The 14,454-nt window shown below is 73.1% G+C and carries 11 protein-coding genes and 1 pseudogene; 6 read left to right on the top strand and 6 right to left on the bottom strand.

Annotated features, from left to right (window positions below):
* Positions 1-42 precede the first annotated feature (42 nt).
* The 3 genes from nrfD to fdh are packed head-to-tail and all read right to left on the bottom strand — an operon-like array spanning position 43 to position 5,544.
* A complete protein-coding gene (gene nrfD, locus B1205_RS02245) occupies positions 43-1,242 on the bottom strand; it encodes an NrfD/PsrC family molybdoenzyme membrane anchor subunit (protein ID WP_089154075.1) in 1,200 nt (399 codons plus the stop codon).
* On the bottom strand, positions 1,239-2,282 hold the full coding sequence (locus B1205_RS02250) for a 4Fe-4S dicluster domain-containing protein (protein ID WP_089154076.1): 1,044 nt from the start codon (positions 2,280-2,282) through the stop codon (positions 1,239-1,241). Before B1205_RS02250 ends, nrfD begins: the two co-directional genes overlap by 4 nt.
* The gene (gene fdh, locus B1205_RS02255) at positions 2,275-5,544 is read right to left on the bottom strand and encodes a formate dehydrogenase (protein ID WP_176308399.1); all 3,270 of its coding nucleotides are present in this window, start codon (positions 5,542-5,544) and stop codon (positions 2,275-2,277) included. The genes B1205_RS02250 and fdh overlap by 8 nt, the downstream gene beginning before the upstream one ends.
* A gap of 307 nt (positions 5,545-5,851) precedes the next feature.
* On the opposite strand from fdh, the gene B1205_RS02265 reads away from it, so the two are divergent.
* On the top strand, positions 5,852-6,175 hold the full coding sequence (locus tag B1205_RS02265; RefSeq protein ID WP_089154078.1) for a hypothetical protein: 324 nt from the start codon (positions 5,852-5,854) through the stop codon (positions 6,173-6,175).
* The gene (locus B1205_RS02270) at positions 6,172-6,822 is read left to right on the top strand and encodes a nucleotidyl transferase AbiEii/AbiGii toxin family protein (RefSeq protein ID WP_089154079.1); all 651 of its coding nucleotides are present in this window, start codon (positions 6,172-6,174) and stop codon (positions 6,820-6,822) included. Before B1205_RS02265 ends, B1205_RS02270 begins: the two co-directional genes overlap by 4 nt.
* A gap of 27 nt (positions 6,823-6,849) precedes the next feature.
* Here the strand turns inward: B1205_RS02270 and B1205_RS02275 are convergent, their stop codons facing one another.
* On the bottom strand, positions 6,850-7,752 hold the full coding sequence (locus B1205_RS02275) for an SDR family oxidoreductase (protein ID WP_089154080.1): 903 nt from the start codon (positions 7,750-7,752) through the stop codon (positions 6,850-6,852).
* Between the two features lie 100 nt (positions 7,753-7,852).
* Between B1205_RS02275 and B1205_RS02280 the strand changes: the two genes are divergently transcribed.
* Positions 7,853-9,643, top strand: coding sequence for a bifunctional metallophosphatase/5'-nucleotidase (locus tag B1205_RS02280; RefSeq protein WP_089154081.1), 1,791 nt, complete (start codon positions 7,853-7,855; stop codon positions 9,641-9,643).
* 349 nt (positions 9,644-9,992) lie between these two features.
* Here B1205_RS02280 and B1205_RS02285 read toward each other — a convergent pair whose 3' ends face one another.
* Complete coding sequence (locus tag B1205_RS02285; RefSeq protein ID WP_089154082.1) at positions 9,993-10,178, bottom strand: hypothetical protein; 186 nt, start codon at positions 10,176-10,178, stop codon at positions 9,993-9,995.
* Between the two features lie 96 nt (positions 10,179-10,274).
* Here B1205_RS02285 and B1205_RS02290 point away from each other — a divergent pair, with 96 nt between their 5' ends.
* Positions 10,275-11,309, top strand: coding sequence for an NAD(P)-dependent alcohol dehydrogenase (locus tag B1205_RS02290; protein ID WP_089154083.1), 1,035 nt, complete (start codon positions 10,275-10,277; stop codon positions 11,307-11,309).
* Here B1205_RS02290 and B1205_RS02295 read toward each other — a convergent pair.
* Positions 11,296-12,432: a geranylgeranyl reductase family protein gene (locus B1205_RS02295; RefSeq protein WP_089154084.1), complete on the bottom strand. Its 1,137-nt coding sequence runs from the start codon at positions 12,430-12,432 to the stop codon at positions 11,296-11,298. The two genes, B1205_RS02290 and B1205_RS02295, sit on opposite strands and share 14 nt — an antisense overlap.
* A 136-nt stretch (positions 12,433-12,568) precedes the next feature.
* On the opposite strand from B1205_RS02295, the gene B1205_RS02300 reads away from it, so the two are divergent.
* Positions 12,569-12,805 carry a hypothetical protein gene (locus B1205_RS02300; RefSeq protein WP_089154085.1) on the top strand — a complete coding sequence of 79 codons (237 nt, stop codon included), beginning with the start codon at positions 12,569-12,571 and terminating at the stop codon, positions 12,803-12,805.
* 73 nt (positions 12,806-12,878) lie between these two features.
* Positions 12,879-14,352: pseudogene (locus B1205_RS02305) on the top strand (MFS transporter).
* The last annotated feature ends 102 nt before the right edge of the window (positions 14,353-14,454 follow it).

Here is a 14,454-nt window from a genome sequence, read left to right on the forward strand (position 1 = left end):
TCTGAGTCAACCACAGCGGCGCAGCCGCCGCCGGGCGAGGTGTCAACCCCGCCGATCTGCGCGTTCGCGCTGCGGCACGACCGTGTACTTCGGGTCCCGGGCCGAGGCGACGCCGCCGTGGAAGATCCCGAAGCGGGTGCAGACGGACGCGGCGAGCAGCGCGCCGCCGGAGACCGCGGAGAGCACCCGGCTGCGGCGGCCGAGCAGCGCGCCGACCACCCCGGCGGCGGTCAGCGCCCGGCCGGCGCGCAGCAGCCGCCCCGGCGTGCCCTCGGTGTAGGGCTCGCTGAGCAGGCCCAACCGGTGCTCCACCCGGTGCGCGCCCCACAGCTCCAACGCCGCGCCGCCGACCGCGAGGCGTCGCGCCGGCCCGGCCTGGTCGACCGGCGCGGCCAGCAGCCCGACGCCCGCGCCGCTGGCCAGCGCGCTGCCCGCGAAGATGACCGGCAGTTCCGGGTACGCCTCGTGCCACGACGGCACCGCCGTGTCGGCCAGCAGCACCCCGGTGTACGTGGCCAGCGCCGGCGCGGTGACGGCGGCGACCAGCCCGGCGGCGTGCCCGGCCGGGGGCAGCAGCCGCCGGCCCAGCCCGAGCAGCCCGTGCGTGGGCAGCCGGGGCGCGGCCTCGGCGACCGCGGCCACCCCGGCGGCCGGACCGAACGCGCTGAGGATCCAGGTGCCCACGGACATCGGCGAGGTCAGCTTCGCCACCCGCAGCATGTGGTGGAAACGGCTGGGCCGGCCCAGGTCGTTGACGAGGAAGTACGCGCTGGCGCTGACCGCCGCGAGCGAGGTGACCCGGCCGGCGCGGCGCAGCGCCGGGCGTCCGGTGAGCTGCCCACCGGCGGCCAGCAGCGAGGAGCCGGCGGCGAGCCCGCCGGTGAACAGGTACGCGGCGATGTCCCACTTCCACACCGGCGGCTTGAGGATCGGCCGGCCGTAGTAGGAGGTGAATTCCGCCGGTGGCACGGTGAGCTGTTCGCCGCCCCGGCCACCCCGGCCGCCGCGTCGGCGCCGGTCGGTCGGCGCGGCGTCGCGGGGCGGGTGCGGGGCCAGCCCGGCGTCGCGGGCGCCGGCGTCGGTGCGGCCCACCCCGGGGCCGAAACCGGTGGCCCGGCTGCCGGTCGGGCCGTCCGCGGCGGCGGGGCGTTCGGCGGCGGTCTCACCGGCGGGGCGGGTGCGTTCGGTCAGGTGCTCGCGGAAGCGGCGGAAGCGGTCCCCCACCGGGCGGTCCGGGCTCACGACGATCCCCCGACGAACGCGGCGACGGTCGCCGCCGCCATCGCCAGCGCGGCCAGCCCGGCGCGCTTCCACATCTGCGGCAGGTCCCGGGTGGTGACCACCGGGTCCGGCGGCAGCCCGTACACCTCCGGCTCGTCGAGCAGCAGGAAGAACGCGCCGTCCCCGCCGACGCCGTCGGTCGGGTCGTGGCCGTAGAGCCGGGCCTCCGGCACACCCCGCTCGTGCAGCGTCGCGACCCGCCGGGCGGCCCGGTCGCGCAGCTCGTCGAGCGGGCCGTACTGGATCGACTCGGTGGGGCAGGCCTGCGCGCAGGCCGGGGTCATGCCGGCGCCCAGCCGGTCGTAGCAGAGCGTGCACTTCCACGCCCGGCCGTCGTCCTTGCGCTGGTCGATCACGCCGTACGGGCAGGCGGAGATGCAGTAGCCGCAGCCGTTGCAGATGTCCTCCTGCACCACCACGGTGCCGAACTCGGTGCGGAACAGCGAGCCGGTCGGGCAGACGTCCAGGCAGGCCGCGTGCGTGCAGTGTTTGCAGACGTCGGACATCATCAGCCAGCGGAAGTCGGTCCGGCTCTCCGCGCCGGTTGCCCGGCCGGGCGGCTGCGTGCCGGGCATGCCGAGGAACTCCGGGCCGGCCGCCATCCGCGCCGCCGGCTCCGGGCGGCCCGGCGGCAGGCCCGGCGTGGTGCCGGTGTCGGTGGACGTGCCGGCGCCCACCGCCGCGGTGGCCGGGCTGGTCGCCGGGCCGGTCGGGTCGCCCGCGAACGGCGGCGTGCGGTGCCCCGCCGGGCGGGGCTGCTCGACGAACGCGACGTGCCGCCACGAGTTCGCGGTCAGCGCGCCGGTGTTGTCGTAGGACATGCCGAGCAGGTCGAACCCGGAGTCGGGGACGGCGTTCCACTCCTTGCAGGCCACCTCGCACGCCTTGCAGCCGATGCAGACGCTGGTGTCGGTGAAGAAGCCCATCCGGGGCGGCGCGTCGACCCAGCCCGCGTCCGGGGCCGGGTCGAGCGGACCGTAGAGGCTGTTGATGTCAGGCATTCCCGTTCCCGTCCTGGTGCGCGGCGGCCGAGCGTTCGTCGGTGCTGCCGGCGGCGTCGCCCACGCCGGCCACGTCGGTGGTCACCATCGGCACCTTCCGCTCCAGGGTCATCCCGGCCCGCCGCCGGTAGTCGTGGACCAGGTCGAGCAGCGCCGGCCCGGTGGGACGCCGGCCCGGCCGGATGTCACAGGTGCCGATCTTGCTCTCCTGGATGAGCACGTTCGGGTCCAGGGTGATGCCGAACAGGTCGTTGGCCGAGTCGCCGGTGACCAGCCCCTCGCTGCCGAAGTGGTAGGGCAGCCAGACCTGGTGGATGATCCGGCCGTCCACCCGCAGCGGGGTGAGCCGGTCGGTGACCAGCACCCGCGCCTCGATCGCCGCCCGCCCGCTGACCAGGTGCGCCCACCCGAGGTGCGTCAGCCCGACCTCGGCGGCCAGCTCCGGGGACACCTCGACGAACATCTCCGGTTGCAGCTCGGCCAGGCGCGGCACGGTGCGGCTCATCCCGCCGGCGGTGTGGTGCTCGGTGAGCCGACTGACCGTGAACACGTACGGGAAGACCTCGCTGTGCGCCTCCGGCGGGCTCGGGTTGACCGAGTTCACCGGGTGCTCGTAGATCTTGCGGGTCGGGTTGGCCTGCTGCCCGTAGAGCGGGTTGCGCATCGGCGACTCGGCCGGCTCGTAGTGCGTCGGCAGCGGGCCGTCGAGCACGCCGCTCGGCGCGTACAGCCAGGCCTTGCCGTCGCCCTGCATGACGAACGGGTCGTCACCGGCGAGCGCGGCCGGGCCGGAGGCGTCGTCCGGCGGCCGGTACGACGGCGGCTTCGTCTTCTCGAAGTCCGGCACGTCGTAGCCGGTCCACTCGCCGGCGTCCGGGTCCCACCAGACGTACTTCTTGCGTTCGCTCCACGGCCGGCCCTCCGGGTCGGCGGAGGCGCGGTTGTAGAGCGTGCGCCGGTTCGCCGGCCACGCCCAGCCCCACTCGGCGGCCACCCAGTCCTGCTCGTGGCCGGGCCGGCGGCGGGCCGCCTGGTTCACCCCGTCGGCGTAGACGCCGGAGTAGATCCAGCAGCCGACCGCGGTGGAGCCGTCGTCGCGGGCCTCCGGGAAGCCACCCAGCGGGCGGCCGGTGGCCACCTCGTAGCCGTTGATCTCCTTGAGCACCGCCTCGGCGCTCGGCTCGTCGTACGTGCCGTGCGTCGGGTAGTCCCAGGCGAGGTCCAGCAGCGCCCGGTCACGGGGCTTGGTGGAGGCGGCCAGCTTCCGCCGCAGCACCCGGCCCAGGTGGTAGAAGAACCACAGCTCCGAGCGGGCGTCGCCCGGCGGGTCGACGGCCTTCTCCCGCCACTGCAACACGCGCTGGGTCTGGGTGAAGGTGCCCTCCTTCTCCACGTGCGAGGCCGCCGGCAGGAAGAACACCTCGGTGCGGCACTCCTGCGGCACGATCTCCCCGGTGGCGATCTCCGGGCTGTTCTTCCAGAACGTGGCGCTCTCGATCAGGAACAGGTCGCGCACGACCAGCCAGTCCAGGTTGGCCATGCCCAGGCGCTGGGCGCGGCCGTGTGCCGAGCCGACCGCCGGGTTCTGCCCGAGCAGGAAGTAACCCTTGACCTTGCCGTCGATCATGTTGAGGACCTGCTGGTAGGTCCCGTGGTCGCCGGTCATCCGGGGCAGGTAGCCGTAGCAGAAGTCGTTCTCCGGCGTCGCCGCGTCACCCCAGTACGCCTTGAGCAGGCTCGCCGCGAACGCCCGCGAGTTGCCCCAGAAACCCTTCTGGCCGGGGTGGCGGATGCTGTCCACCCACTTGTCGAACGTCGGGTGGTCGGCGTGGTGCGGCATCGGCAGGTAGCCCGGCAGCAGGTTGAACAGCGTCGGGATGTCGGTGGAGCCCTGGATGCTGGCGTGCCCGCGCAGCGCCAGGATGCCACCGCCCGGGCGGCCCATGTTGCCCAGCAGCGTCTGGATGATCGCGCCGGTGCGGATGTACTGCACGCCCACGCTGTGCTGCGTCCAGCCCACCGAGTAGACCAGCGCGCCGGTGCGCTCCCGGCCGGAGTTCTGCGTCCAGGCGCGGGCCAGCTCCAGGAACTTCTCCTCCGGAATGCCGCAGACCCGGGCCACCATCTCCGGGGTGTAGCGGGCGAAGTGCCGCTTGAGGATCTGGTAGACGCAGCGCGGGTGCTGCAACGTCTCGTCCCGCCGGGTCTGCGCCGGCACCGGCTCGCCGTGCGACTCGTGCTCCAGCCCGGAGGCCGAGTCGCGTTCCTTGCCGGTGCCCCGGACCTTCGTGTTGCCCTCGTGCCCCTCGTACTGCCAGCTCGCGTGGTCGTAGGAGCCGGTCTCCGGGTTGTAGCCGGAGAAGAGCCCGTCGAGGTCCTCGGTGTCGGCGAAGTCCTCGCTGACGATCGTGGCCGCGTTGGTGTACGCCAGCACGTACTCCCGGANNGTGCCGGCCCGGATCGGCAGGTAGGTGTCGGCGAGCGCGCTGGTGCGGGTGAACCGCGGGTCGACGTGGAAGACCTTCGCGCCGCGCTTCTTCGCCTCCATCACCCACTGGAAGCCCACCGGGTGGGCCTCGGCCATGTTGGAGCCCTGGATCACGATGACGTCAGCGTTGGCGAGGTCCTGCTGGAAGTCCGTCGCGCCGCCGCGACCGAAGCTGGTCCCCAGACCGGGGACGGTGGCGGAGTGTCAAATACGGGCCTGGTTCTCGATCTGGAGTGCCCCCATCGCCGTGAACAGCTTCTTGATGAGGTAGTTCTCCTCGTTGTCGAGCGTCGCGCCGCCCAGGCTGGAGATGCCCAGCGTGCGGTTGAGCGGGCGGCCCTCGGAGTCGACGTCCTCCCAGGTCTCGTCGCGGGCGGCGAGGACCCGGTCGGCGATCATGTCGAGCGCGACGTCGAGGTCCAGGTCCTCCCACTCGGTCGCGTACGGCCGGCGGTAGCGGACCTTGGTCTGGCGCAGCGGGCTGGTCACCAGGCTCTTGCTGGCCGAGCCCTTCGGGCAGAGCCGGCCACGGGAGATCGGACTGTCCGGGTCGCCCTCGATCTGGGTGACCCGGCCGTCGGAGTGGAAGACACGCTGCCCGCAGCCGACCGCGCAGTAGGGGCAGACCGAGCGGGCCATGCCGTCGGCGGTCTCGGTGCGGGCGGTCAGCTCGGCCGAGCGGGCCGACTGCGCGGCGGCGCCGCGACCCAGCGGGTCGGTGCCGGTGAGCTGCCGGTAGACCGGCCACCCCTGGATGAAGGTCTTCAGACCCATCCCGGGCACCCCCTCCGGAGTCGCGTACGGCTGACCCCTTGCACACTAGGCCAGCCGCCGGACGCCCGCGAGCCGAGCGGGAAAGAGCACCGCCCCGGTCGAGAACGACCGGGGCGGTGCGGGGCGTCGGTGTGCATGTCGCCTCTCGGCGAGTGGCGCGTCGCGGCTCCAGCCGAACGGTATTCCGCGACGGCAATTTAGGTGAGGCCCGGGGACACTGGACACACCGACGCTCTGCACAACGGTACCGGGGCGGTCGTTCTTCCGCCGGGCGTCGTGACGCCGGTCACCGGGTTACCCTGGGGCCATGGCTGTCGCGAGCGCGTACCTCGCCCGTCCCGGGCGACCCGCGGTGGTGGCGCGCACCCTGGCCGAGCTGGCCGGTCCCACCGGGGGCATCGTCGAGCTGCCGGTGCGGCTGATGTGGAGCAGCGAACGCGCCTTCGACCTGGGCGATCCCGACGAGTTGCTCTGGATGTACGAGAACGTGCTGCGCGAGACCACCCGCGTGGCGGACCTGCGGGAACTGATCCACGCTCCGACGCTGCGCCGGGTGTGGCCGCTGCTCAACCTCCCCCGGGGCGTCCGCCTGGCCTGGGAGGGCCGGCATCCGGGCCTGCGCGCCGCGTGACGCACCCGCACGACTTCTACCGGGAGGTGGCCCGGGTGGCCCTCGCCGCCGCCGGGCCGCACCGGTTCGTGCTCGGCGGTGGGGTGGCGTGGGCGGCGCACGGCCTGATCACCCGCCCGACCGAGGACGTCGACCTGTTCGCCGACGTCGAGGGCGCCGCCGCCGCGGCGGCCGACGGCGTGCGCGCCGCGTTGGAGCGGGCCGGCTACCGGGTGGACGACGCGGACCCGGGCGGCCTCGGCGAGGTGTTCGACGGCTTCGAGGCGGACCTGCGCGACTTCGTGGTCAGCCGCGACGGCCGGCAGATCCGGCTCAGCCTGGCCCGCCTGGACCGCCACCGCAGCCCGGTGGTGATGGACTTCGGCCCGGTGATGGACGTCCGGGACCTCATCGCCAACAAGACCGCCGCGCTGGTCAACCGCCGGGAGGTACGCGACTACGTCGACGTGGCCGCCGCGCTGGACCGGTACGCGGTGACCGAGCTGCTGGAGCTGGCCCGGCAGGTGGACCCGGCGCTGGACGACGAGGACGTGCGCGCCGCCGGCCGCTACCTCGACGGGCTCGCCGACCGCCGGTTCACCCGCTACGGCCTGGACGCGGCGCGCGTCGCCGACGTGCGCCGCCGGATGGCGGCCTGGCCCCGCTGACCCGGGCCACCCCGGCGGGCGGAGCGGTCACTTCGTCGGTTTGCCGCCGGTGACGCCGAGGATCTCCCCGGTGACGTAGCTCGACTCCTGGGAGGCGAAGAAGACGTACGCCGGGGCCAGCTCGGCCGGCTGACCGGGGCGGCCCATCGGCACGTCGGTGCCGAACTCCTTGACCTTCTCCTTCGGCATGGTGGCCGGAATCAGCGGGGTCCAGATCGGGCCGGGCGCGACGGCGTTGACCCGGATGCCCCGGTCGGCCAGGTTCAACGCCAGCGCCTTGGTGAAGTTGGCGATGGCCGCCTTGGTGGTGGCGTAGTCGAGCAGCTGCGGCGACGGGTCGAACGCCTGGATCGACGTGGTGTTGATGATCGCCGAGCCCTCCTTCAGGTGCGGCACCGCGAACTTGCTCAGCCAGAACATGGCGTACACGTTGGTCTTGAAGACGCGGTCGAACTGCTCGGTGGTGATGTCGTCGATGCCGTTGTCCTGCGACATCTGGTAGGCGGCGTTGTTGACCAGGATGTCGAGGCCGCCCAGGTCGGCGACGGCCCGGTCGATCAGCTCGCGGCAGTTCGCCTCCTCGCGCAGGTCGCTGCGGACCGCGACGCCCTTGCGGCCGGCCTGCTCGATCAGGCTGACCGTCTCGCGGGCGTCGGTCTCCTCCTCCTCGTCGAAGTAGGTGACGAGGACGTCGGCGCCCTCCCGGGCGAACGCGATGGCCACCGCGCGGCCGATGCCGGAGTCGCCGCCGGTGATCACGGCGCGCTTGCCGGTGAGCCGGTCCGCGCCCCGGTACGACTCCTCGCCGTGATCCGGCTTCGGGCCCATCTCCTGCGTCGACCCGGGCGTGGACTGCTGCTGCGCCGGCTGGCCCTCCTGCTGGCCGTACTGCTCGGCGGGGTTCTGCTGGGTGTACTGGTCCTCGCTCATGCCTGCGCCCCTACCCCCTCGCCGGTCCGGGAAACGGGTGCGACGGTTATGGTGCGCAACGGCGCCCACGAGGCGTCCCACCCCCATGGAAAGGCACCTCATGACCTCCTCCTCCGGCGCCTCGCGCCGTCAGGTGCTGGCCGTGGCCGCCGCCGCGGCGACCGCTCCCCTGCTCGCCGGCGCGCCCGCCGAGGCGAAACCGAAGCAGCCGAAGACCTGGGACCTGACCGTCCTCGGCACGTCGGACACGCACGGCAACGTCTACAACTGGGACTACTACAAGGACGCCGAGTACGACGACAGCGCGCACAACGACGTCGGCGTCGCGAAGCTGGCCACCCTGGTCAACCAGATCCGCGCCGAGCGCAAGGGCAAGGCCACCCTGGTCCTGGACGCCGGGGACACCATCCAGGGCACGCCGCTGGCCACGTACTACGCCAAGCAGGAGCCGATCACCGAGACCGGTGCGACGCACCCGATGGCCAACGCGATGAACGTGCTCAAATACGACGCGGTGACGCTGGGCAACCACGAGTTCAACTACGGGCTGCCGCTGCTGGCCACCTGGATCGAGCAGCTCGGTTTCCCGGCGCTCGCCGCCAACGCGCTCAACGCGAAGACCGGCAAGCCGGCCTTCCTCCCGTACGTGATCAAGGAGGTCCGCCTCGGCGGGCACGGCGCGCCGAAGCTGCGCGTCGGCATCCTCGGCCTGACCAACCCCGGCGTGGCCATCTGGGACAAGGCCAACGTCGAGGGCCGGCTGGTCTTCGCCGACATGGTCGCCACCGCCGCGAAGTGGGTGCCGGAGATGCGCCGGCGCGGCGCCGACCTGGTCATCATCTCCGCGCACGGCGGCGACAGCGGCACCTCCAGCTACGGCCCGGAGCTGCCGAACGAGAACCCCACCGCGCTGATCGCCGAGCAGGTCCCCGGCATCGACGCGATCCTCTTCGGCCACGCCCACAGCGAGGTGCCGCAGAGGTTCGTCACCAACCGCGAGACCGGCCGGGCGGTGCTCACCTCCGAACCGTCCAAGTGGGGCCAGCGGCTGACCCGAATGGACTTCACACTGACCCGGGCCAAGGGCCGCTGGACGGTGGTGACGTCCTCGGCCACCACGCTGAACACGAACACCGTGGTCGAGGACCCGGCGGTGCTCGCGGCCGTACGGGGCCAGCACGCCACCACCGTCGAGTACGTCAACCGGGTGGTCGCCCGCTCCAGCGTGGAGCTGTCCGCCGCCGAGTCGCGGTACAGGGACACCCCGATCCTGGACTTCATCAACCACGTCCAGACCGAGGTGGTCACCGAGGCCCTCGCGGGCACCGCGTACGCCGGCCTGCCGGTGCTGTCGATCGCCGCGCCGTTCAGCCGCACCGCCGTGTTCCCGCAGGGCGACGTGCGGATCCGCGACGTGGCCGGCCTCTACGTGTACGACAACACCCTGGAGGCGGTCGTGCTGACCGGCGCCGAGGTGAAGGCTTACCTGGAGTACTCGGCGAAGTACTTCCGGACCGTGGCGGTCGGCGCCCCGGTCGACGTGGCGACCATCAACGACCCGACCGTGCCGGACTACAACTACGACGTGTTCTCCGGCGTCGACTACGACATCGACATCTCCCGGCCGGTCGGGCAGCGGATCACCCGCCTGGTGCTCCCCGGCACCGACACCCCGGTGGCGGCCGACGCGCAGTTCGTGGTCGCGGTGAACAACTACCGGCGCAGCGGCGGCGGCAACTTCCCCGGCATCGTGAAGACCCAGGTCCACAACGCGCAGCAGGAGATCCGCCAGCTACTCATCGACTGGGCGCAGGCCGAGGGCACCATCGACCCGGCCGACTTCTTCGTGCCGAACTGGAAGCTGGTCCGCGAGGGCGTGCCGGTCTTCTGAGCCGTCGACGATCGGCGTGTCGCGGCTCGTGACATGCACATGCTCGGAGCGTTATACCTGTTAGTCATAATTATGACCGACAGGTATAACGCCCCGAGGTGGTCATTCTGCCGGCATCTACCCCTCCGGCAGATGATCCACCGACGAGCTGATTGGCCGGGTCGGTCGGGGCAGCGCCCGGCCGGATGCCCGTCTCTCGCGAGACACCCATACCGTTCCACTCGCGCCTCACTCAGCCCACGAGTGGAACGGTATGGGTGTCAAACCCAGCCGGAGACACCCATGGTGTTCCACTCCCGGGCTGGATGACACACGACTGGAACGCTATGGGCGTATCCGTTGCTGAGGGTCAGCCGCCGGCGCGCAGGTGCCACTCGGACTCGCCGCCGACCGGGTCCGGCCGGCCCGGCGGGACCTCCGTCTCGGCGGACTCCAGCCGTTCCTCGGGACGGACCCGGGGCGGCAGCTCACCGAAGCGGGCATACCGCAGGAACGCGTACTCCTCGTCGGTGAACGACTCGACCGGTTCGCTCATGCCCGCATTGTGCACCCGAACGGAGCCGGCCGGTATCAACCGTGACGGCACGGGTATGCCGCCGCGACGACCGACGGCGACGACGGGGAGGGCGACATGCGCGCGGTACGGCTGACCGCTCCGGGTGTGCTGGAGCTGACCGAGGTGCCCGCCCCGGAGCCCGGCCCCGGCGAGGTGCTGCTGCGCGTCGGCGCGGTCGGCGCCTGCCACTCCGACCTGCACATCATCGACGCGGCGGCCGGGATGTTCCCCACCCCGATGACGCTCGGCCACGAGATCGCCGGCACCGTGGAGACCGCCGGCCCGGGTGTGGCGGACTGGTCGCCCGGTGAACGCGCCGCGGTCTACGGGATCATCGGCTGCGGCCGGTGCCGGGCCTGCCTGCGCGGCGAGGAGAACCGCTGCCGGGTCGTCCCGCTCGGCGGCGTCGGGCTCAGCCGCGACGGCGGACTCGCCGAGTACGTGGTGGTGCCCGCGTCCCGGCTGCTGCACGTCGGGGACATGGACCTGACCCAGGCCGCCCCGCTGACCGATGCCGGGCTCACCCCGTACCACGCGGTGGAGCTGGCCCGGCCGCGGTTGCGTCCCGGCACCACCTGCGTGGTGATCGGCATCGGCGGGCTGGGACACATGGGGTTGCAGATCCTGCTCGCCACCACCGCGGTGCGGATCATCGCGGTGGACACCAGCGTCGCGGCGCTCGACCTGGCCAGCCGCCTGGGCGCGCACCATGTGGTGCAGGCCGGCCCGGACGCCGTCGGGAAGATCCGCGAGCTGGTCGGCCCGTCGCCGGACGGCGCGGACGTGGTGCTCGACTTCGTCGGCGCGCAGCCCACCCTGGACACCGCCCGGCAGGTCGTCGCCACCGGCGGTCAGCTGATGCTGGTCGGACTGGCCGGTGGCACGCTGCCGGTGCGGCCGGTCGCCGACGAGCCGCCCACGGTCCCGCTGGAAACCGGCGTGGTGGTGCCGTTCTGGGGCACCCGGGCGGAGTTGCAGGAGGTCATCGCGCTGGCCGGGGACGGGCGGCTGCACGCCGACGTGCAGACGTTCCCGCTTACCGAGGCGCCCGAGGCGTACGAGGCGCTGCGCCGGGGCGACATCCACGGGCGGGCGGTCATCGTCCCCTGACCGGGGGCAGCCGGTCGAGCAGCGCCAGCCCGGCCCGCACCGGCCGCCGGTCGAGCACCTCGGCGAAACTGGCCCGCCCCTGGCAGAACCGCACGAACATCCGCCAGCCCGGCGGACTGGCCAGCAGCGCGTGGAACACGTCCGGCCGCCGCTCGAAGACGTCCAGCAGCCGGTGCCCGGCCCGCATCTCCGGCACCAGCCGCCGGGTGACCTCCCGCCCGTACCCGTCGAGGTCACCGGCGGCGACCGCCGCGCCGGCGAGACGCCCGGAGCGCAGCGCGTAGCTGATCCCCTCCCGGCTCCACGGTTCCAGCAGACCGGCCGCGTCGCCGGCGACCAGCACCCGGCCGTGGCGCAGTGGGGAGTCGTCGGCGCGGCAGCGGGTCAGGTGACCCGAGTCGTGCTCCGGGTCGATCCCGGACAGCCCCAGCCGCGCCACGAAGTCCCGCAGGTAGGCGCGGGTCCGTTCGCCCTCGCCGCGGGCGGAGATGACACCGACGGTGAGCCGCTCACCCTTGGGGAAAACCCAGGCGTACGAGCCGGGGACCGGCCCCCAGTCCAGCAGCACCCGGCCCCGCCACCGCTCCTGCTCGGCGGCGGGCACCGGCAGCTCCACCTCCAGCCCCAGGTCGACCTGGCGGAACCGCACCCCGGCGTGCCGGGCGGTCACACCGGAGGAGCCGTCCGCGCCGACCACGGCACGGGCGCGCACCACCTCGCCGTCGGCCAGCCGCAGGCGTACCTCGTCGGGGTCCTGCTCCACCGCGCGGACCGCGACGCCCTCGCGGACCTCGGCGCCGGCGGCGACCGCGGCGGCCCGCAGCCGGTCGTCGAACTCCTCCCGGCGGATCATCGTGACCAGCGGCGCGTGATGCCGGCGGGTGAACCCGCGTCGCCCGTCCCGGGTGAACGTGATGCGGTCGACCCGGTCGTGTGCGGGCACCTCGACGCGGTCGGCGACCTCGGCCAGCGAGGTGCCGATCAGGCCGCCGCCGCAGGTCTTGTACCGGGGGTGGGTGGCCCGCTCGACCACCAGCGTGCGGACGCCGGCCCGGGCCGCGGTGTACGCGGCGGAAAGTCCGGCGGGCCCGCCACCGACCACGACGAGGTCCCAGATGATCACGGATGCAGCCTAGGGCAACCCCGTGCCGGACCCGCGCCGCGACCCTCGAACGGGTGGGCATCATCGCCGGACGCCCGGGTAACCGCCGGTCGCCGGCCGTCCGCCGGTCGGGCGCTCCACGCCGAGGAGGGAAACGATGCCCCAGATCCAGCTTTCCGCGGTGGAGGAACGGGTGTACCAGGCGGTGTCCGCGCTGGAGGTGCGCGGACACGTCCCCTACCCGGACCTCATCGCCGAGGAGACCCAGATGACCGAGGAGGAGCTGCGCGAGCCGCTGCACACGCTCACCGAGCGGGGGCTGCTGCACCGGGAGGACTCGCCGATGACCGGCCTCGACTTCGGCCCGCGGTGGTGTGCGCGCCAGATGGGCTGACCGCGTCGTTTGCCCCACCCTGGTCCGGGTAGCGAGCGGGGATGCGTGATCGTCGACGGCAGCGGAGGGCACGATGAGCGGGCAGCGGTCGTCGGCGCACGACACCGGGTACGACGACCGGCGGCGCTGGCGTGCGCTGGGTGTCGGCCTGGTCGCGGCGTTCATGACGCTGCTGGACGTCAGCATCGTCAACGTCGCCGTCCCGTCGATCGACCGGGCGCTGCACGCCACCCCCAGCGACCTGCAGTGGGTGCTGTCCGGGTACGCGTTGACGTTCGGCCTGGTGCTGGTGCCGGCCGGGCGGTTCGGTGACGCCCGCGGCCGGCGTACCGCGTTCGTGTTCGGCGTGGGACTGTTCACGCTGACCAGCGCGCTGGCCGGCCTCGCCACCTCATCGGCGTGGCTGATCGCCGCCCGGCTGGTGCAGGGCGCCGCCGCCGGGGTGGTGAACCCGCAGGTGAGCGGCATGATCCAGCAGCTCTTCCGGGGCGCCGACCGGGGTCGGGCGTTCGGGTTGCTCGGCGCCACCATCGGCATCTCCACCGCGGTCGGGCCGCTGCTGGGCGGGCTGCTCATCCAACTCGGCGGCGCCGAGCACGGCTGGCGGTGGGTGTTCTTCGTGAACATCCCGGTCGGCATCCTGGCCATGCTGCTCGGCTGGCGGCTGATCCCGGCCCGCCCCGAGGGCCAGCCCCGCCGGCACCGGCTCCACCCCGNTGCTCGGCGCCGGCGTCACCGTGATCCTGCTGCCGCTGGTGCAGCGCGAACAGTGGCAGGGCTCGGCCAAGTGGCTGCTCATCCCGGTCGGCCTGCTGCTGCTGGCCGGCTTCGCGCTCTGGGAACGCCGGTTCGCCCGGCACGCCACCCCCCTGTTCGACCTGCGGCTGTTCGGGTTGCGCTCCTACGTCCTCGGCTCGCTGATCGGGCTGATCTACTTCGCCGGCTTCACCGCGATCTTCTTCGTCTTCACCCTGTACCTGCAGATCGGGCTGGGCTACAGCGCACTGGTCGCCGGCGTGGCGATCACCCCGTTCGCGCTCGGCTCGGCGCTCGCCTCCGCGCTGGGCGGGCGGGTGGTCACCCGGTACGGTCGGCCGTTGGTCGCCATCGGGCTGCTCGCCGTGGTGGTCGGGCTCATCGCCACCGACCTGGTGCTGACCGGCGGGCCGCACGGGGACGTGCCGCTGCGTACCGCGCTGCCGCTGCTCGTCGCCGGGTTGGGCAGCGGACTGGTGATCGCACCCAACCAGACGCTCACCCTCGCCGAGGTGCCGGTGCCGATGGCCGGCAGCGGCGCCGGCATGCTCCAGACCGGGCAGCGCATCGGCTCGGCCGCCGGCATCGCGGCCGTGGGCGCGTTGTTCTTCTCCACGCTGGCCGCCAACCGGGACGACTGGGCGGTGGCGTTCCGGCACTCGCTGCTGCTGGCCGCCGGGATCGTCGCGCTGGCCCTGGGCGTCGCCGTCGCCGACATCATCGCCTCCCGCCGCCAGCGCAAGGAGGGGGCCCTTGTTAACGCCTTCGGTATAGGAGGGGCCCCTTCTTAACAGGCTGTCCGAAGGCCGGCACCCCCTTCTCGGGGTGCCGGCCTTCGGTGTGGGGGGTCAGCTGTTCCAGTGTTGGGTGACGAGGTCGGTGGCCTGCTTCTC

It is taken from the genome of Micromonospora sp. NBS 11-29, assembly GCF_002140155.1.
Classification (GTDB): Bacteria; Actinomycetota; Actinomycetes; order Mycobacteriales; family Micromonosporaceae; genus Micromonospora.

Bases quoted from the DNA above. Each gene is read 5' to 3' on its own strand.
- B1205_RS02250 (WP_089154076.1), bottom strand. From the start codon at position 2,282: ATGCCTGACATCAACAGCCTCTACGGTCCGCTCGACCCGGCCCCGGAC.
- B1205_RS02265 (WP_089154078.1), top strand. From the start codon at position 5,852: ATGGCTGTCGCGAGCGCGTACCTCGCCCGTCCCGGGCGACCCGCGGTG.
- B1205_RS02275 (WP_089154080.1), bottom strand. From the start codon at position 7,752: ATGAGCGAGGACCAGTACACCCAGCAGAACCCCGCCGAGCAGTACGGC.
- B1205_RS02280 (WP_089154081.1), top strand. From the start codon at position 7,853: ATGACCTCCTCCTCCGGCGCCTCGCGCCGTCAGGTGCTGGCCGTGGCC.
- B1205_RS02285 (WP_089154082.1), bottom strand. From the start codon at position 10,178: ATGAGCGAACCGGTCGAGTCGTTCACCGACGAGGAGTACGCGTTCCTG.
- B1205_RS02290 (WP_089154083.1), top strand. From the start codon at position 10,275: ATGCGCGCGGTACGGCTGACCGCTCCGGGTGTGCTGGAGCTGACCGAG.
- B1205_RS02300 (WP_089154085.1), top strand. From the start codon at position 12,569: ATGCCCCAGATCCAGCTTTCCGCGGTGGAGGAACGGGTGTACCAGGCG.